Annotated in this window: 16 protein-coding genes and 1 pseudogene; 10 read left to right on the top strand and 7 right to left on the bottom strand. The window is 40.8% G+C overall.

Features of this window, described 5'->3' with window-relative positions:
* Nucleotides 1-135: 135 nt before the first annotated feature.
* The 3 genes from AB4153_RS07020 (at nt 136) to yjjG (ending at nt 3,365) form a co-directional block, all read left to right on the top strand.
* Complete coding sequence (locus AB4153_RS07020; protein WP_371996833.1) at nt 136-1,374, top strand: hypothetical protein; 1,239 nt, start codon at nt 136-138, stop codon at nt 1,372-1,374.
* A gap of 127 nt (nt 1,375-1,501) precedes the next feature.
* Entirely contained in the window at nt 1,502-2,569 is a 1,068-nt protein-coding gene (locus AB4153_RS07025) for a phosphotransferase enzyme family protein (protein WP_102526871.1), read from the top strand.
* 115 nt (nt 2,570-2,684) lie between these two features.
* Nucleotides 2,685-3,365, top strand: a complete 681-nt coding sequence (yjjG, locus tag AB4153_RS07030) for a pyrimidine 5'-nucleotidase (protein ID WP_303517219.1) — start codon at nt 2,685-2,687, stop codon at nt 3,363-3,365.
* Nucleotides 3,366-3,479: 114 nt separating this feature from the next.
* On the opposite strand, the gene AB4153_RS07035 is transcribed toward yjjG, so the two are convergent.
* Nucleotides 3,480-4,340, bottom strand: a complete 861-nt coding sequence (locus AB4153_RS07035; protein ID WP_303517220.1) for a mechanosensitive ion channel family protein — start codon at nt 4,338-4,340, stop codon at nt 3,480-3,482.
* Nucleotides 4,341-4,551: 211 nt separating this feature from the next.
* Nucleotides 4,552-5,184, bottom strand: a complete 633-nt coding sequence (locus AB4153_RS07040; RefSeq protein WP_371996834.1) for a chromophore lyase CpcT/CpeT — start codon at nt 5,182-5,184, stop codon at nt 4,552-4,554.
* 291 nt (nt 5,185-5,475) lie between these two features.
* Between AB4153_RS07040 and AB4153_RS07045 the strand changes: the two genes are divergently transcribed.
* From AB4153_RS07045 to AB4153_RS07070, 6 genes are all read left to right on the top strand, one after another.
* Nucleotides 5,476-5,757, top strand: coding sequence for a helix-turn-helix domain-containing protein (locus AB4153_RS07045; RefSeq protein ID WP_371996835.1), 282 nt, complete (start codon nt 5,476-5,478; stop codon nt 5,755-5,757).
* A complete protein-coding gene (locus tag AB4153_RS07050; protein WP_371996837.1) occupies nt 5,757-7,094 on the top strand; it encodes a type II toxin-antitoxin system HipA family toxin in 1,338 nt (445 codons plus the stop codon). The genes AB4153_RS07045 and AB4153_RS07050 overlap by 1 nt, the downstream gene beginning before the upstream one ends.
* A 191-nt stretch (nt 7,095-7,285) precedes the next feature.
* A complete protein-coding gene (locus AB4153_RS07055) occupies nt 7,286-7,435 on the top strand; it encodes a hypothetical protein (protein ID WP_303517224.1) in 150 nt (49 codons plus the stop codon).
* Nucleotides 7,436-7,815: 380 nt separating this feature from the next.
* Nucleotides 7,816-8,049, top strand: a complete 234-nt coding sequence (locus AB4153_RS07060; RefSeq protein WP_303517225.1) for a helix-turn-helix domain-containing protein — start codon at nt 7,816-7,818, stop codon at nt 8,047-8,049.
* Complete coding sequence (locus AB4153_RS07065; RefSeq protein WP_371996839.1) at nt 8,042-10,003, top strand: DUF2075 domain-containing protein; 1,962 nt, start codon at nt 8,042-8,044, stop codon at nt 10,001-10,003. Before AB4153_RS07060 ends, AB4153_RS07065 begins: the two co-directional genes overlap by 8 nt.
* 393 nt (nt 10,004-10,396) lie before the next feature.
* Entirely contained in the window at nt 10,397-11,395 is a 999-nt protein-coding gene (locus tag AB4153_RS07070) for an SEC-C domain-containing protein (RefSeq protein WP_303517227.1), read from the top strand.
* Between the two features lie 32 nt (nt 11,396-11,427).
* Here AB4153_RS07070 and AB4153_RS07075 read toward each other — a convergent pair.
* The 5 genes and pseudogenes from AB4153_RS07075 to AB4153_RS07095 form a co-directional block, all read right to left on the bottom strand.
* Nucleotides 11,428-11,730 (bottom strand): annotated as a pseudogene (locus tag AB4153_RS07075) (endoribonuclease YicC domain-containing protein); the annotation flags it as partial.
* Between the two features lie 3 nt (nt 11,731-11,733).
* Nucleotides 11,734-13,041: a HipA domain-containing protein gene (locus AB4153_RS07080; RefSeq protein WP_371996841.1), complete on the bottom strand. Its 1,308-nt coding sequence runs from the start codon at nt 13,039-13,041 to the stop codon at nt 11,734-11,736.
* On the bottom strand, nt 13,028-13,270 hold the full coding sequence (locus AB4153_RS07085) for a helix-turn-helix domain-containing protein (RefSeq protein WP_102526821.1): 243 nt from the start codon (nt 13,268-13,270) through the stop codon (nt 13,028-13,030). The genes AB4153_RS07080 and AB4153_RS07085 overlap by 14 nt, the downstream gene beginning before the upstream one ends.
* A 725-nt stretch (nt 13,271-13,995) precedes the next feature.
* Nucleotides 13,996-15,438: a hypothetical protein gene (locus AB4153_RS07090; protein ID WP_371996842.1), complete on the bottom strand. Its 1,443-nt coding sequence runs from the start codon at nt 15,436-15,438 to the stop codon at nt 13,996-13,998.
* A 64-nt stretch (nt 15,439-15,502) separates the two neighbouring features.
* Entirely contained in the window at nt 15,503-15,658 is a 156-nt protein-coding gene (locus AB4153_RS07095) for a hypothetical protein (RefSeq protein WP_169731090.1), read from the bottom strand.
* Nucleotides 15,659-15,935: 277 nt separating this feature from the next.
* Here AB4153_RS07095 and hsdR point away from each other — a divergent pair, with 277 nt between their 5' ends.
* Complete coding sequence (gene hsdR, locus AB4153_RS07100) at nt 15,936-19,352, top strand: type I restriction-modification system endonuclease (protein ID WP_371996843.1); 3,417 nt, start codon at nt 15,936-15,938, stop codon at nt 19,350-19,352.
* Nucleotides 19,353-19,368: the final 16 nt, after the last annotated feature.

Here is a 19,368-nt window from a genome sequence, read left to right on the forward strand (position 1 = left end):
TAAGCTTTCGAGCCGATTTAGGTTCAAATTGACATTTTTAGAATTTTTTAAGCCATTTTTTGGTGGTTTCACTGACTTTGGCGGTGAAATTGTTTAGTCTGCCAACAGATCACTTTTTAGATATTAGGATTTCTTGTGTCATTCGCATCCTTATTTTGTCGTCAAGGTCGAGACAACGGCCTAAGAGCTATCGCTATTCAAATAAGTTGTTTAGTGTTGGTATTACTCATCTCGCTATTATTTGCCAATACCGTTGTGACCCTAATCGCAGCTGTCATTGCGATACCTGTTTGTGCCCTAAGCTGTTTACGCCGTTTACGAGACGCCGCTAAACCTAGCTCTCTTGTCGCTTTGCCTGTGACTTTATTAATACTCTTTAGTTTATCGCTAAGCCTTAGTTTTCCCGCAGTTGTATCCAGTGTGCTGTTTATACTTGGCGTAGCGGTGGCTGCTGGGTTTGGTTGGTTTGCTGATTCTAAAACGAATCAACGTAAAACAGTCTATGTGCAAGGCTATAACGGCCCGCATAATAAAGATGATGCAGGCCATGGGCACGCACGCCGAAGAAGAGAGCCAACCATTGGTGAGCAAAACCAAAGTAGCTTTAATACTGAGGACGTTGACAGTGGAAGTGACGCCAGCTTTTACGATGAAGAGCATGGATATGAGCCAGGTTACCAACAAGAAACCGTATATAAAGAAACGCCAACAGCAGCAAACCATAGTGAGATACCTGAAGATAGTGAATCCCAATACGGCGCAGATGACAAACCAAGTTATCGGGTTGATCGCGGTGCACTAGAGTCTGGTTCATTGTCTGAATTACTTAAATCTTGGCTGATTTGGGCACAGGGCAATCAAAAAATGTTGATAATGGTCGCTAAAGGCTTAGGCGTTGTCCTAGCAATAAGCATTATTATCTATTTGATCAGTTTGCTATTTACCGGCGAAGAAGTAGAGCAAGCACCATTAGAAACAGCCCCGATTGAAGAGCCCGTTACCATTAACGACACCACAAGGGTTAAATTACCCGATGGTTTTTGGTTAATTCTTGAAGATGAAGTATTAGTACTTCGCTGGTTAGGCGACGAAGGCGACGCACAATCTATTTGGCGACTTGATACCGCAGAAGGTGATAAGCGCTGTGCTGAAATGACCTTTAATGATGGCAGCAAGTTTAGGCCAATGCAGGTCGATTTAATGGCTGACAGTGGCACAGAAGCCAGATTCTCACCGTTAGATAATAGCCGCATTATTAATAATGTCGCCATGCGCGGCAGCTTTAAATTATGTGGCTATAACTTTAGCTTGAAAGGCAGCCAAGCCACGCTATCAAGTCAACCTGCCTTTGAGAAATACATTAAAGGTTTATGATAGAAAACATCGCGAATTACACTAAACGGTGTTAATTCGCGAGTAAATGTCTTTGTAAGTAAGTGTTGTGGTTTATATCAATCGTATTAAACTGTCTCGCTCGCAATGAAAAGATATGGAGAGTTGGGTGGTTGAGTTTATTAGGCAAACGATTTTGCCTTTGTATGGAATTAATGATGAACATGCGAGTATTTCGCCGTTAGGCAATGGCCATATTAACCAAACTTACTTAGTAAGATGGGCAACAGGCCAGATAGTGCTACAAAAAATTAATACTACAGTGTTTACTGAGCCTGAAGTGTTAATCGAAAATGCCGCTAAAGTCAGCCATCACCTCATTCAAAAAGCCAACAATGGTGAGTATCAGCTCGATGTGATTTCTCCGGTAGTGCTAAAAGACGGTCGCTTATCTGCCGATTTAGGCGATAAAGGATTTTGGCGCGCCATCAGCTATTTAGCTAACAGCCACACTATTGAAGTCGTAACTAATCAAGCAGAAGCCAAAATGGCCGCTAGTGCCTTTGGGCATTTCGCCCATGCATTAAGTGATTTAGATGCTAATAGCCTAAATGATGTTATTCCTAATTTTTTAAATCTCCCGCAGCGTATTACTCAGCTTAAACAAGCAATAGCAGATGATAAGTCAGCACGATTGGTTGATTGCCGCGAATGGGCAGAGCTTGTCTTGTCGCAGCAAAGCTTGTTTGATGAGCTTAAGCACGTGGAAAGTCAGCTGCCACTTCGTATTTGCCATAACGACACCAAAATCAACAATATGCTGTTTGATAAGCGTGATATGTCGAGCATGGCAGTCATCGATATCGACACCTGCATGAAAGGCTACTTAATGTATGACTTTGGTGACATGGTGCGCGCGTTTTGCTCGCCAGAGGAAGAAGACTCAACAGCGCTTGATAAAGTCATTGCACGACCAGAAATTATCAAAGCGGCTTGTGAAGCCTATACCGAGCAATTGGCAGATATTCTCACCCCGCTTGAAAAGCGCAGCCTTTGGTTAGGCATTAAAGTGATGGCACTCATGTTGGGTTCTCGCTTTTTAGCCGACCATTTAAATGGTGACGTGTACTTTGGTATTCATCGCGAAGGTCATAACCTAGATCGCGCAGCTAACCAGCTTACCGTATTCAAAAGTTTAGTCGCACAAGAGTCGTCACTTAAAGCATTTTTTGAATAAGACTTTTTGAATAAGTACCTGATTTAATAAAGGTCTTGTTGGTCAAAAAATCTTGATTAAATTGGCGATTTCGATTATTTAAATCTTCCTTATTTAAAAACATAAAGAGTAAGCAATGAAGTACCAATGGATATTGTTTGACGCAGACGAAACCTTGTTTGATTTCGATATTTTTGCTGGCTTAAAACTCATGTTTTCCCGTTTTGATATCGACTTTGATAACAATGATTTTGCTTTTTATCAGTCGGTAAACAAACAGCTCTGGGTCGATTATCAACAAGGCTTGATTGATGCAGCGCAATTACAACATACGCGTTTTTTACATTGGTCTGAAAAACTTGGGGTTACCACTAAGCGCTTGAACAGTGACTTTTTAGCTGCCATGGCAGACATTTGTCAGCCCTTACCAGGTGCAAAAAAACTGGTATCAAGCTTAGAAGGTAAAGCGAATCTGGGCATTATCACTAATGGTTTGACTGAATTGCAAAATGTACGCCTAGAGCGCACAGGCTTTAAATCTTCATTTGAACATGTGGTGATTTCAGAGCAATTTGGCAAAGCGAAGCCCGATGTGAGCATTTTCGAGCATACCTTTGAGCTCATGGGTAACCCAGATAAAAATACCGTTTTGATGGTGGGTGATAACTTACATTCCGATATTTTAGGTGGCGTGAATGCTGGTATAGATACTTGCTGGCTTAATCATCACGGTAAAGAGACCGTTGATGGTATTACTCCTACTTTTGAAGTGAAAGATTTGCAGCAACTGCATGATGAGTTGCATGCTGTGAAGTAGGCTGCTCGTCTGTTTAGCATAAAAAGAAGCCACTCGATTGAGTGGCTTCTTTTTGGCAAATCGTTAGCTCGAAGCATTAGCCCTAGATATTAGTGTAATGCACTAGTTCAAGCATCAGCTCGTAGCATTAGTGTCAGCCGCTTTAGGAAATGCTTCATGATAAGCAATCATAAAGTCTTCTCTAATGTGTTGTTCTAAATGGGTTGCGCGCTCTGTTGGGCAAAAAATCATAATATGCACCATTTGTTCACCCGCAGGTCCACTATGAATATGAATGTGTGGCTCAGGTCCTGGTAAGTCAACGCCAGCATGTCTTTCGATAATATTGTTATAGCGAGTTGCCACTTCTAAAAAGTCTTCACAATGCGCTTCAATCTTGCTGGTTAATGCTGGAAATAAAGGGTACAGATTTACAAACTCAACCACAGTAATCGTAAAGCTATGGTAAACATAACGCTTCATGAAATTGAGGTTTTTCACCGCATAACTAAAGAACATACTGTTAGGGAAAGTGACTGTTTTACCCGTGTAGTGATACTGGCCATGGTGCAAATCGATTTCTTGGATCACCGTTGCCATTAAGTTGTGCTCAATGACCTCACCACAAAGCTTACCCACTTCAATCCAATCCCCAATCACAAATGAGCGAGAACTCGCCCGCTGAATCGAGCCAGTAAAACATAAGATAATTTCTTTAGATGCCACCACAAAGGCAATCGCAATTGCAGTCACTGACAGGGCAAATTTATTGATTTCGGTTTGCCATAATAAAAACAGGATCATGACAATTAAGATAAAAGTGCCATTTTTCGTTCGTGACATCCATTTACGTTGCCCTTCACTGACAAACGCAATATCACCGCGAATTTTAGACACCACAAAGCGTTTAAGCATCGACAGTAATAGGATGATTAATACGGTTACAAACAACTTATAGGTTGCTAAAAAGTCGATGACGATATTCAGTTCTTCCACAACACCCTCTTAAAAAACGGCAACTTAAAGACAAAATCAGTTAGATAACTCACTTTATCATAGCTATAGACTAAGTCAGCTTTGACCAGTGTTTTTTATTTTAAAAGAGTCAATTGGGGTTGGGTTGGGTTGGGAAAGGCTTTAAAGCTTAAAAGTTGAAACCGCACTGGGTGATAAGGTGCGCGGCTTCAACTTAATTTTATGCAGGCTGTTAATCTTTCAAAAAAATATAACCAGCTTTTTCAGCGCCCCACACTTGTTTATCGTTACTGTCATAACCGCGATCCCAACTGACAATACTGTCTTTGGTAACCGTGACTTCAGAAGTGGCGTAACTTGCACCGCGTAGCTTGCTTAAACAGCTTTTCTCATCAGTAGAGCCTGCAAAAGATTGTGACTTATCAGACCAAGTTAACAACACAGTGCAGCCTGACTTTTCAGTTAAGTCTTTAGGCGTTAGCTCGCTCAGAGGTGCATCATCTTTATAAACGCCAGCGAAGCTTTTATCGTTTTCAAAGGTATACACTTTACTAGCAAACTCAGTTGCCGATAGTGCAGTGACCTCATAAACCCGCTGCCTGTACGGTTTTTCTAAATGTGTTGCAGCGGCTTGTTCAACATAAAGCCAAGTGGATTTATCCTCGGGCCAAATTTGCACCATATTGAGATGGATATTAAAAAAATCTTTATCACTAATAGATTGCTGTTCGCTATCAAAGTGGCCTTGCATCCACTCAAGTAATAAAGCTTGCTTGTCTTGTTCAGTTGCTTGAGACGTGATTGGCATAAAAGCCAGTGCTGAAAAAGCACTGAAAACCGCAATGCGGCTAAGAGATGTGTTCACAGGAAATCCTTTCCGATTAATGGTGTTTTTGTATTTTTAGTTCGTATTTGTAATGAGTCGTTTAGCCTCATTGCTAGGTAAGTTAACTCATCGGTTTGAAAGAGTAAAATAGGCAATTACAGCTTATATCTGCTATGGCGTGTAGAAATGTTTTTAACGGTTGTAGCGTGTAAAACTAATCTCAACGGTTATAGCGTGTAAATATAGTTTTAACGGTTATAGCGTGTGAAGCTTGATTTACCTGCTATAGCGTGTAAAGTGAGTTGTATGCATGTTTATAGGTAGAAAAGTATGAAGGTCACAAACTCAAAGCAACTCAGCGCGTTTCTCAAAGATACACGGCTGAATATGAAATTGCCCCAAACTAAAGTGGCAAGTAGCGTGGGTATTCGTCAGGATACTGTTTCAAGCTTTGAGAAAAATCCTGATTCAACAAAAGTAGACACCTTATTTAAAATCTTATCGGCATTGAACCTCGAACTCGATATTAAGGTGAGGGGGACTGAACCGGAAAGTCAGCGAACGGGTGATGACGTCAAAGCTGCGAAAGCACAGTGGAAAGAGGAATGGTAATGGCCACGCTTGATGTTTATATGAATGGCTATTTGGTTGGCGAGTTTACTAAATCCTCTACCGGTTCGCATGTCTTTAAGTATGCTGCACAATGGCTAAGTACACCTAGCTGCCGCCCTATCTCTCTGTCTATGCCGCTGCGAGTACAAAGCTATAAGGGAGATGAAGTGTATAACTTTTTCGACAACCTACTGCCAGATAATATTGAAGTCAGAAATAGAATTGTTGCTCGGCATAATGCGCAATCGACTCAAGCATTCGATTTATTAGCCAAAGTGGGGCAGGACAGTGTTGGCGCGTTACAATTTGTGCCTCATGAACAGCTCCCTTTAGATGTTAAGTGCATTGAATCTAAACCGTTATCCAACATTGCGTTGGAAAAAGTCTTGCAAGGTTATCTTTCAAATATTCCGCTAGGCATGCTCACAGGTGAAGACGACTTTCGAATATCCATTGCTGGTGCGCAAGAAAAAACAGCGCTGCTGAACTTAGATAATGCTCAAATAAATGCTTGGCGCCTCCCCATTAAAGCCACAGCAACAACGCATATTATTAAGTTGCCGATTGGCAAAATACAAAGTCATTCCCACACCATTGATATGACAAACAGTGTAGAAAATGAATACCTGAGCATGATGGTAGTCAGGGAGTTTGGCTTAGCAGTGCCGCAATGCTCAATACTAAATGTTGGCAATATGAAAGCACTGGCCGTTGAACGTTTTGACCGCAAACTATCATCAGATAAGCAATGGATTATGCGCTTACCCCAAGAGGATTTTTGTCAGACCTTGAATATCCCTTCTGCCAAAAAATACGAAAGCCATGGTGGACCAGGTATTGAGCAAATCATGGGTTACTTATTGGGCTCAACCAATGCCGCACAAGATAGACGCGATTTTATGAAATCCCAAGTGCTGTTTTGGCTGCTCGCCGCAACAGACGGCCATGCAAAAAACTTTTCATTGTTCATCGACGCTGGCGGCGGTTACAGGCTAACCCCTTTTTACGATATTTTATCCATGTATCCAGCAATGGGTGGGCAAGGGCTAAATATTCGCGATGCCAAATTAGCCATGGGGCTTAAAGCGACCAAAGGTAAAAAATATGCGGTGGATAAAATATTTCCAAGACACTTCATCCAAACTGCTAAAGCGGTTGGGTTTGATCCAATAATCATGGCTGAAATTTTACAAGAGGTCGCAGAGTCTGTGGAGAGTGTGATTCATCGAGTCACAGTCCAGTTACCAGATGATTTTCCTGAGCATATCAGGGATTCAATTTTAAATGGATTAAGTGAAAGAGCTAAAAGGCTGTTAATGAAGGAGCGTCTTCAGTAGGATCAATTTCCGACGGATATAAAGATAAATATAGTCGGGTTATCAGTAATCAGGCGAACTCACTTTGCTACTTAGAAAGAAGCGCAGCAAAGCATTTTAGAAGTGGTTGAGGCAATTGATCAGTTTACGCCAATAGCCGTGATGCTTGTATAAAATGATGTAGCTAAGATGAATAAGGTGAGTTTATAAACATGAAGCAAGGTCGAAATGAACCTTGCTCTTGTAACTGCGGTAATAAGTACAAACGTTGCCGCATGAACAGTATCTCTAAACAACACGCATCTATGTTGGATGATATTGAACAAGTTGCCGCAATGAATCCTAACTTGTCTTTAGAATAGCTTAATGTCATTGCATATAAAAAATGACGCCTGCCAATGAGAGGCCTAATTCTTACTTTTGTGGCCTTTCGCTAGTACAAATGATCAATTGGTTATATGCGCCTTTCAAGGAACTGGAAGGAGTAACTATACGCACGCCAGATGACCTAAGAACCAGCCAAGTGAGTTTTTACCAGAATCTGTTGTTTATTAATTTGAACTAGATAGCATCATTAATGAGTATGCAGGTAGTAACGAAGATAAGTTTAATTCTATTTACTCGCCAGTCAACAAAGACGTAGGCAACCTTCGAAATACTACTTCATGTGACTCATAGTCCGTAGACGGAAAAGCTACAGCTATAGATTATACTACTCTGTCTAATTGAATGAGCTTTAAGCGTGAACACAGCTGTCCTTACTTCTTTTGGTGCACATGTCCGCCAAATCCGTCAAAGCTTAGATATTAGCCAGGAAGAACTGGCTGCTATCAGCGGTTTAGATCGTACTTACATCAGCGGAATTGAGCGCGGTGTTCGCAACCTTAGTTTACTCAATATATTCAAGTTGGCCGCAGCACTTAAGGTGACGCCAGCATCATTACTAACCTTTGAAATAGAAATTAGTAATGCTTAGTCATCGCGCATTTTATAGTGCGGAGCTAGAGGTTTTTCTATCTGCAGACAAAAGCAGCATTGTTGGCGAGCTAAGTAAAAACCATACGCAACAATTGGAGCACCTACAAACAGGGGCGTGGCTGTCTCAAATTGAGCTGTTACAACAAGAATTCAAGACACTAACTAAAAGTGATGGGCAAATATTCTTTGAATTCATGATTCCTAGAATGGGTCGGCGTGCAGATGTCGTATTGTGTTACTTAGGAATTGTTTTCGTAACAGAGTTTAAGGTTGGTGCAACGCAATATCAGCAGGCTGATATACGACAAGCACATAGCTATGCACTTGATCTGAAGAATTTTCATCGCGGCAGTCATAGCAAGCCAATCATCCCAATCCTTGTCTCTACGCAATCAGACAATAGTTCAAACCAGTTAACTCTCGCGGACGATCTTGTCGCTAAACCAATTTTAACTAATGGTGTTGGTATTGGTGCTTTAGTGGGTGACATCGCACGCCAATGCAAAGTAGCCGCTTTTAATGCAATAGAATGGGCTGAGAGTGGTTATTTGCCTACCCCAACCATTGTAGAAGCTGCACAGGCATTATATGCCCAACATGCGGTTGAAGATATCGCGAAAACCGAGGCTGATGAAACTAATCTTGGAGTGACAAGCGAAAGGTTACTAGAGATTATTCGTAAGGCCAGGCTCAATAAGCAAAAAGTGATCTGCTTTGTGACAGGTGTTCCAGGTGCGGGTAAAACCTTGGTTGGCTTAAATATCGCAAACAAACATTCTCAACCTAGTGATAATGAATATGCAGTTTTCCTAAGCGGTAATGGACCATTGGTTACTGTTCTACAAGAAGCATTAGCTATAGACAGAGCTAATACAACCAGCGAAACGAAAGCCAGTGCCCGCAGGCAAACCTCGCAGTTTATACAGAATATACACCGGTTTAGAGATGAATCTCTTGATGGTAGTAAACCGCCTGAGCAAGTCGTTATTTTTGATGAAGCACAAAGAGCTTGGAATGCTGAGCAAGCATCTAAGTTTATGAAGTCAAAACGTAAGATTGATGAGTTTAATAAATCTGAACCAGAATTTCTTATTGAAGTTATGGATCGACATGATGATTGGGCTGTCATCATTGCTTTGGTCGGCGGAGGACAAGAAATCAATACTGGAGAAGCTGGCCTTGCGGGTTGGCTTGATGCTTTAAAAAATCGATTTTGCCATTGGAACGCGTATTGCTCAGAGCAGTTGTTATCAGGCGAATATATATCTAATGGCGTTTCACGGGATAGCTTAGAGTCTGTTCAGCAACTCCCCGGCCTGCACCTAGCTACCTCTATGCGCTCATTTCGTGCTGAAACATTATCCAGTTTTGTGCATTTTGTCGTCGGTGGTGAAGCTGATAAAGCGGATGCTATATCTAAGTCACTATTTGAGCGCTATCCTCTTTTTGTTACGCGGGATCTGGCACTGGCTAAGAGATGGTTAAAAGGTAAATCTAGAGGTTTGGAAAGCCAGGGTATGCTTGCATCATCTAATGGTATTCGTTTAAAACCTGATGGCATTTTTGTTAAGAACCGATTTGACCCAGTAGCGTGGTTTTTAAATCCTCAAGATGATATTCGGTCTTGTAATTTTTTAGAAGACACTGCAACTGAGTTTGATATTCAAGGATTAGAACTTGACTGGTGCATAGTGGGGTGGGATGCAGACTTTCGATACAATGGTTCTACTTTTGAGCATTGGAAATTCAAAGGAACGCGTTGGCAACAACGTAAAAAAACTGAAGATAAGCGATATTTGGAAAATGCCTATAGAGTGTTATTGACTAGAGCACGTCAAGGTATGGTCATATATGTACCCGAAGGCAGTGATACCGACACGACTCGTAAAGCGAGTTATTATTCAGATACTTATAAGTACTTGCTGGAATGCGGCTTTGTTGAGCTAATTTAGCTTAACTGAAGCTCGTCCTGCTTCAGTTACGCGACATTGAAATTTAGGGAACGATTATCTCCAAATGACCGATGCTCTAGATGCGACGTATAAGGAGTTAAAAGAGAGTAAAGCCAAAAGCCCTGATGAGTTACAAAAAGTCTTTCTGTAATTAGACAATTTTAAAAATGTTGATAAGTGGTGGGTGATTGATATTGGTGGTAACAACCTTAGGCTTATCGCATTTATTGGTGACCGATTCATCTTTATGAATGTAATGGATATAACAGTGTCTATTCTTTGCTTAATAGAACCATAATGGACACTATAGTATCCTGTTAGGCTGCGCCGTGTGTATGACTTTTGCACTTTAGATGGCGTAGCAATGAGATGAATAAGGCGAGTAGATAAAGCATGAAACCCGGTCGAAATGAACCTTGCCCTTGTGGCAGCGGTAAAAAGTACAAACGTTGCTGCATGAACAGTATCTCTAAACAACACGCATCTATGTTGGATGATATTGAGCAAGTTGCAGCAATGAACCCTAACTTGTCTTTAGAAGAACTCAATATCGTTGCTGAGCAAAAAATGAAGGCGGCTAATGAGCGGCCTCATCCTGATTTTTGTGGCCTTTCGCCAACACAAATGAGCAATTGGTTATATGCGCCTTTCAGTGAGTTGGAAGGGGTAGCAATACACGCATCAGATGACCTAATAACCAGCCCAGTGATGCGTTACTTAGCATTGATATTAGATGAAGCCATGCAAAGCGATGGTTCGTTTAAGGCCACTAGCAAAGGTAACTTGCCAGCCAAAATCGTTAAACAGGCCAGTGAGTTACTACCAGAGTTCGCCGTCTCTGAATTTGAACGACATATCAGCATCAGTGAATATGCAGGCAGTAACGAAGATAAATTTAATGCATTGCATTACAGTCGAGTGCTGGCAGAAATTGCAGGTGTTATTTATCGTCGCAGTGGGCGTTATCATATTAAAAAAGCGGCTCAAAAGAAGTACCTAGCCCACGGTATTCAATCGTTCTTCATTCCAATGCTCGAAGCTGCAACCTCTCAGTATAATTGGGGCTACTTAGATGGTTGGGAACAAGAGGTTGATCTAAGGGCTATTTGGTTGTTTTTGCTGTGGCGCTTGCAAAGTCATGGCAATACTGAGCAGCTGATGGAAGAGGTGATCACCGCATTCCCTGACTTACTGCTGAGATTCCCTGAAGACGGGTATTCATCTCCGAGTCAGCTACTAGGTGTAATGGTTGAATCGCGTTTTATTAAACGCTTTTTAGAATTCTGGGGCTTTGTGACTCTTACACCGAAGAGGCATGCTAATGAGCTTAAGATGTTAGATAAAGTAGCAATACAGCCATTGATGAAGCATGTTTTTAAATTCGACATTTAATGATAATAAGTGTCTGTTATCATATGTTTAGTTTAATGGAGTGACTGTGGAAACTTTATTAAACGTTCTCTCATTTGTTCTTTCATTTGTTCAATCAACACTTTAAGCTCTACCGCAGCGGCGGTGACTTCTGCACTGATTGACTTAGACGCTAGGGTGTTAGATTCACGGTTAAACTCTTGCATCATGAAATCTAAGCGGCGGCCTTGTGCGCCACCTTTTTTAAGGATTAAACGCGTTTCAGCAACGTGTGCATCAAGGCGGTCCATTTCTTCGGCGACATCCATTTTTTGTGCAAGCAATACCATTTCTTGTTCCATACGGGCTGGATCAAGTTATTACAGCTCAATATGTTTCATTTCTTCAGCTTGAGTTAGGTAGTACTCACATCGAGCTTTAATGGACTGCTTATATGCAGCAGCATACTCAGATTCTGCTTTTGTAAGCTCCCCAGCTTGTTTTGCCAGGTTATGCAGGTTATCGATGATTGCTTTTGCTAGTTGCTTGAGGGTTAATTCGAGTATGGCTTGCTTAATTCCACATTCTTCTGCAAATGTCATTAATTGATAGGCGTGGATCTTATTGGCTTCAAATTCATCACCAATGGCCATTGCTAGTTCTTGATCAAAATCAGGGTACATTTGCACGTTGACAAGATCATACCATGGGGTCGGTTCAAGCCCATTAGGGGTGACATAGAATGAGTAGTTTTTACCATGTGAGTCAGCATTGCAGACAAGTAAGTTAAAGATTGTCCACCGCAGCATGTCGAACTTGGCTTGTGCTGGGTTAGCGCAGTGCTCAGCGATGCTAAATAGTTTTTTAAGGCTCACTCCTTCACGAATATCTCGCACGTCACGCCCACTACCCAGATGTCGTTCATATTTTCTTGCGACAGAATAGCCTAAAGCCTGACACGCATCGATTTGATGGCGACGCATTACTCTGTGACGCTTAGCGTCATAAAGGCGATCGAAGCGGGTGACAGATAATGCTTTGTACTTCCCTATTGGCATTATCTCAACTTCGGCTACCTGCATGCCTATAAGTTTAGCCAGTGTCATGGTCATAAATTCGTTGAGTACTAGATGCTGCTGGCTGTTCTTTTCAAATTTAATAATATGAGTTGAACAGAGCTCTCCTTCGCCAAAACCGTATTCTGTATCGACGTGGAATAGGTTTAACTTTGATTGACCCCCTGCTACTGAAAGGCGTGGTTTTCCATCCCAGACTTCCATCGGCCAATATTCAGGGTCTTCGATGCGCTTGATAAGATCTGCTTTGCTAATTGGGGTAAAAGACGTCGCTGGTGCTTTAGTGCCTACTGGGAGATACAATATTGCCCCAGAGGTGTCGAATCCAATGGCCTTGATCAGAGCAAATGTATTACTCCTGGCAATGCCGAGAGCTTCAATTAGGTGATCAAGTCCTTTATTTTCAGGTAATAGATTAGTTAAGTAAATGGAAATTTGAGAACTGCTAGCTTGCCCATCAAGCGGTAGCTTGGGTGAAATTGGAAACCCATCTTCTTGCCAAGCTTGAGTGTATTCGATAGAAAATTGTTCAGTGTTTATATCAAAATTTATCGCACCAATTACCCTATCTCTAAAATGCATTTCTAGAGTGTGAACATTAGAACCATTCATTGCTGCCACCAACTTTGTTATTAGGCGTATTAACGGTTAGTTTGATGCCAAGACCATTGAGGATTTTGATTATTGTTGAAAAGTACACATCATCGCCTTTCTCGACTCTAATTAAGGTTTTTTTAGTCACACCACAGAATGAGGCTGCGATTTCCTGATTCATTCCTGAGGCTTTTCGGCAGTCTTTGATGAGTTCGCCTAAACTGCTGGGGTCGAGTTGAGAGGCCATTTCATTATCCTAAAAAGTGTACGTACGGTTACTTTAGTGCTTTGAATATAACTTATCAAGCTAAAGGTGTAACAAGCTACACTATTTGACTGATTGAAAGTTGTTATTATCAAAAAGTGTATTATTGTACACTTTTAGTGGGTGTGTACCGTTATGTGCTTTAAAAGAGTAATAAGGTACACCTATTGGTAGAGCCGTCAGTCATTACTTTGTTGTTAGGGGCTGAACTTGAATGCTAATGGTTCGAGATTCGCTTATTTTTATATAGATTTTTCAATGATATTAATGCAAACAAAAAGCCCAGCATTCGCTGGGCTTAGTTTTATAAAACGTCTGTAAAAACCTTATTCAACGTTCTGAATTTGAATGTGGCTTTAAATGCTCTAATTAAACAAATATAATGTCTTAGGTGCTGTGGCGGGATTCGTTCTTTTAGTTTGGTCACCAGTTTGGTCACCATTTGTCATTTGTTAACTCTGTTAGAAAGCAACTATTTAGCTTTGTCACCTATAACTGTGAATCGCCCTTTTTAACATGTTTCACACAGTAGAGTAGGTTCTTAACTAATATCAGTAACAGCTACATTGCTAAACTTGCGCATACCGTACCGTGTGGAGTATTTCATAAGTAGCTTTAAGGCGTTCTTCTGATTCATCTAAGCCTCGATACCAACGTACTTTAATACCTAGGTAATTAGCCCATGCGATGCCTTTTTTAAAGTCACGTCAAAACCTGCTTTTGGCACAAGATTCTATATATTGGTTGACTAAAAGGTACTGGTCTTGACCACTGCAGTATTTAGCCTCTTGAAAGGCCTTAGAGTAGTGCGGTAGAGCAAGAGCGTGCTCTTCTCGTCGGTAAAAATATGTTGCCCATATCCAGTTGATCACCCAACTAAGATAACTGTCTAGGTTTGCTTTATTTACCTGTTGCGTAAACTGTTCTATTTTTTCTACGTTGACGTTAGGAGCCTTGCGAAGTCTTAGCCCTTCAAGTAATAGTTCTAAAAATAAAGGAGGAGCCATGGCGATTGTATTTTCTCGGGCTTCCTCAAGTAAAGGCGATAAGAAAAATGGCTCAACACTTTGTAAGAAGAACTTTATATCAGTGGGATTGAATCCACTCTTATATTTCTCTCTAAATCTGAGGTCGATAGATTTTGAACCTTGCATAAATTGTATTGATTTTAGTTCCCAAAATTCCTGCGTCTTATCGAACCAAATTCTGTTGATCACTAGTGGATCACGGATCTTGTAGGATTCTATAGCTTTTGACAAACTAGCTTTAAGATTATGATGAACTTTGCCTAATCTGCGGTCTTGTCTTCTTAGATGCATCGTTATGTCGATGATAAAGTCTTTTCCAAATTGTTGTTCTAACTCTGTGAATATCGACGTTGAAAATCGAGCAATAAATAATATGGCCTTAAAGCTGCGCAAAGCGTCGTTATCAACAGTCCTCTTGTATTGACTAGATGTTGTCTCCATTGCAGATGCTGAGGTTACAAGGTTTTGTAATAAACTTGGCCAGCTAGGTAAATTCTTTCCAGTTGTCCAACGGGAAGCGTTCTCAAGGTTTTGCGATAAACGGTAATTGTCAGTCGATCCGAAGTCCGGGAAATGGAAATGTGTTTGATTAGTTTCACAAACCGAATACATCCAGTTCATGGCTTTGGCTATAGGCCATTGAATAGATTTCGATGTGAAATCCGGAAGCCACCAATAGGTGTCAGAAGGGGTTAAAAGATTAGATGCTGATACATTGTATTTTAGAGTGTTCTTTTGATAAGAGAGGATTATTCGGTCAAGTAGTTTGGTTTTTATCAGCCATTTAACAGACTCTGATTTTGATAGAAAGGTTCCATCACCTCTCACTAAGTCAAGATATTGAGTTAGTACATCTCCAACAGAGGCCATACATGCACAAGTGATTTTTGAGTTGTTAGTTGCTTCAAATATAAGATCTGCCAATAACTCTAATAAAGAGGTTAGGTTTTTCTCTAGCTCACTCTCTTCTTTTGCTAAGCGCCGCAGCTGCGTTTGGATTTTCTTCTTTGTTTTTTCATCACCAATAACTGTTGAATCATCATCTTTTTGTGGCAACACTCCTGTATGATCAAATAAAGCTTTGGTGATATCTCCGATACTGGGTAACTGTGGTTTTGGCATGTTCAACAATTCCGTATTGTTTTGGGAAAGGTAGCTTAAAAAAGCTACCTTATTCGTGGATGGATTACTTACCTTTAGCCGGTGCATTACCTCTTAGGCCACCAGATTTTCCACCAGTAGTGCTCGGCCAGTTACCACCTGGTCCAGGGTGGCTTGAAGGGCCACGTCCACCACTTTTTGCACCGCCATTACCTGATTGTCCGTTATTACCTTTAGCCATAATATTTTTCCTTTAACTTTAATTGATTAAATTTGAATAGCATTAGCACAAAGCTAAGCTTTTCGTTGAGTACATGGCTAAAGTTACTCTTTGGTGCATTTAAAGGCTTCCTGCATTTTGGCGACATTAATTATTTTGTCAGCTTAGAGTGGTAGTTAGGTTGTAACAGTGAAACTTAACCTTATAAGCTAATTGGATTTTATAGCCTGTTATAACGAATGTTGGTACTATCTTTTGATACCAATCTGTTCTGAATGTTCAAAAGAAGGCGCTATTGATGGGAAGCAATATTAGTAACTTCGATTTTCTTAAGCACCACGATGAGCTATTACTTCGTTTAGCACAAACCGCTGAATGGTGTTTCGCACCAGATCCAAATACCACATTATTAAAGATGCGTCAGTTAGGTGAAGAGTTAGCTAAGAACATCGCTGCTCGTGTAGGTGTTGATTCAGGCAAAGATATTAAGCAAATCGATTTACTCAAAAATCTTGATTACTCCTTAAGGCTTGACCAACGCATCAAAGATGCTTTCCATACCATCAGAAAACTAGGCAACAACGCCAATCACGATATTACCTCTAATAGTCATAGAGATGCCTTGCAGTCTTTGCAAATTGGTTATGCTCTCAGTGTTTGGTACCACCAGCTTTATGGTGGAGAAAAAGCAAAAGGATTTAAGCCTGGGCCCTATATAAAACCCAAAGACCCTTCTGATGAAGTTCGAATGCTCGAAGAAAAAATGCTTGAGCTTGAACGCAAACAGCAACGGACTACAGAACGATTAGCTGTAGCTGAATCTATCAATCAATTAGCCACAGAAAAAGCTGAAGCCGAGCGAAAGCGCTCTGAGAAAATGCTTGCCGAAAGCAAAGTATGGGAAGAGGTTGCAACTGAACAAGAAGCGCAGCTAAACGAATATAGAGCGAAGATGGAAGCGGCTAATCAAGAATTACTGATTAACTTCCAAGCTAAAGATCAAAAAAGCAAAACGACAGAAATCAAACGTATTGAGAAATTGCCATTTCATATGGATGAGGCTGAAACACGCATCATTATTGATAAACAACTTAATGACGCTGGTTGGAAAGCCGATAGTGTTAACCTTAGGTACTCTAAGAATGTTCGCCCTGTACCCAATGAAAATCGTGCTATCGCCGAGTGGCCAACTGAATCAGGCCCAGCAGATTATGTATTATTTATGGGCCTCACACCTGTTGCGGTTGTTGAAGCTAAAAAGACTGCCAAGAACGTTTATAGCTCAATAGATCAAGCAAAGCGCTATGCAAAAGGACTCAAACCCAAAAATTCATTTACTATAGATACCGTATGGGGCGAGTACAAAGTGCCGTTAACCTTTGCAACGAATGGCCGCCCATATCTTAAGCAACTCGAGCAAGAAAGTGGCATTTGGTTTCTTGATGTAAGAGATAACGCAAACAGGCGTAAAGCATTAAAAGGTTGGTATACGCCAACTGAAATAAAATTGTTGCTGAAGCAAACGCCACAGCAAGCAGAACAAAAACTCGATGTAATGGATTTTAATTACGACCTAAAATTACGTGACTACCAAGTTGATGCAATTAAGGCCGTAGAGCAAACCATTAAAGATGGTGAAGATCGTGCACTAGTAGCTATGGCAACGGGTACTGGTAAAACAAAAACCTGTATCGCGTTAGTATATCGTTTACTTAAATCTGAACGTTTTAGACGAATACTGTTTTTAGTTGACCGTTCAGCACTAGGTGAGCAAGCTGCTAACGACTTCAAAGAAGTACGGTTAGAGAATTTGCAAACCTTTGCCGACACCTTCGATCTAATGGATTTAGATGATAAAAGACCTGATGACAGTACCAAGGTCCATGTGGCAACGGTTCAAGGGTTAGTACAGCGTATTTTATACCCTAGTGATAACGATATTAAACCTGGTGTTGGTCAGTACGATTGTATTGTTGTAGACGAGTGTCACCGTGGTTACTTACTAGATAGAGAGCTTAGCGATACTGAAATCCTGTTTCGCGACCAAAAGGATTACCAATCAAAGTATCGTTCAGTAATAGATTACTTTGATGCATTTAAGATAGGTCTAACCGCAACGCCAGCACTTCACACCGTTGATATCTTTGGTGAGCCAGTGTTCAGCTATAGCTACACCGAAGCCGTGCTTGATGGCCATTTAAATGACCATCTACCGCCTATTCGCATTCATACCAAACTTTCAGAACAAGGTATTCATTACGAAGTTAATGAGGAAGTGAAAGTATATGATGTCGAAAATAATGACATCAAAATTTATAACACCCCAGATGAACTCGATTTTGATGTATCAGAGTTTAACAAAAAAGTTATTGCCCCTAGTTTTACCAAAGTCGTCACTAAATGGTTAATTGAAAGCGATGCTATTAACCCTTATTCAGAAGCTAAAACACTCATTTTTTGCGTAACAGATAAACATGCTGATGAAGTAGTTGAAGCACTAAAACAAGCCTGTGAAGATTATCACGGTGAAGTTGAAGACGATGCTATTCAAAAAATCACTGGCGCAACAGATAAACCGCTAGAAAAAATCCGCTTATACAAAAACGACCGCCTTCCAAATATTGCTGTTACCGTTGATTTACTGACAACGGGTATTGATGTACCCAAAATCTGTAATTTAGTCTTTTTGCGTCGTGTGAATAGCCGTATCTTATTCGAACAAATGTTAGGGCGTGCAACTAGGTTATGCCCTGCTATTGGTAAGGGGCCATTTAAAATTTACGATGCGGTGGATATTTATAAACAGCTAGAAAACGTCAATACCATGAAGCCAGTTGTCACTAATGTTGATATCAGCTTTACAGAGTTAGAGCGTGAAATGGCAGATGCTGCGAACGAAGATTTACAAGCTCTGGCTAAAAATCAGTTTATCGCTAAGTTACAAGTAAAACGACGTCACCTTTCACCTGAACAACAAGATAAGTTTGAAACGCTGACTGGTCAGCCACCAGCTGAATTTATTAAAGACTTGAAAGCAATGCCTGTTGAAAAAATAGCCGAATGGTTTACTCGGCACCCTGGTCTAGGTGAGTTGCTAGACGAAAAAGTTAAAGGTGCTGGTGGCGGTAATACGCAATATATTTCAGACCATGAAGATGAATTTACTAAAACCACCACAGGTTATGGTGATGGTCAAAAACCTGAGGATTATTTAAGCTCTTTTAACGACTTTGTTAATGCCAACAGCAATCGTATGCTCGCAATTCAAACAGTCGTGCAAGCGCCATGGGAATTAACCCGTCAAAGCTTAAAAGAACTGGCATTAGTGCTTGAACAAAACAAGTTTAGAGAACAAGATCTGCAGGTCGCTTGGAAAGAAGTGAAAAGTGAAGATATTGCCGCGCGTATCATCGGCTTTATTCGACAAGCCGCTATTGGTGAAGCGTTAATTCCATTTGAACAAAGAGTCGATCAAGCACTTAAGCGAATACTAGCAAGTCAAGAATGGAAAACACCGCAAATACAGTGGCTCAATACGATAGCCAAACAAATGAAGGCTACTACCATTGTTGACGAAGCCGCGCTAGACCAAGGTATATTTTTACACCAAGGCGGAACAAAGCGCGCGAACAAATTATTTGAACAACCCGTATCCAATGTACTACTCATGTTTAATAAGGCCCTTTGGCAAACTGACATGAGTAAATCTGCATAAGTATATTTTTATAAGC

The organism is Shewanella sp. 10N.286.52.E4 (assembly GCF_041468785.1).
In the GTDB taxonomy this organism is placed as follows: domain Bacteria; phylum Pseudomonadota; class Gammaproteobacteria; order Enterobacterales; family Shewanellaceae; genus Shewanella; species Shewanella electrodiphila.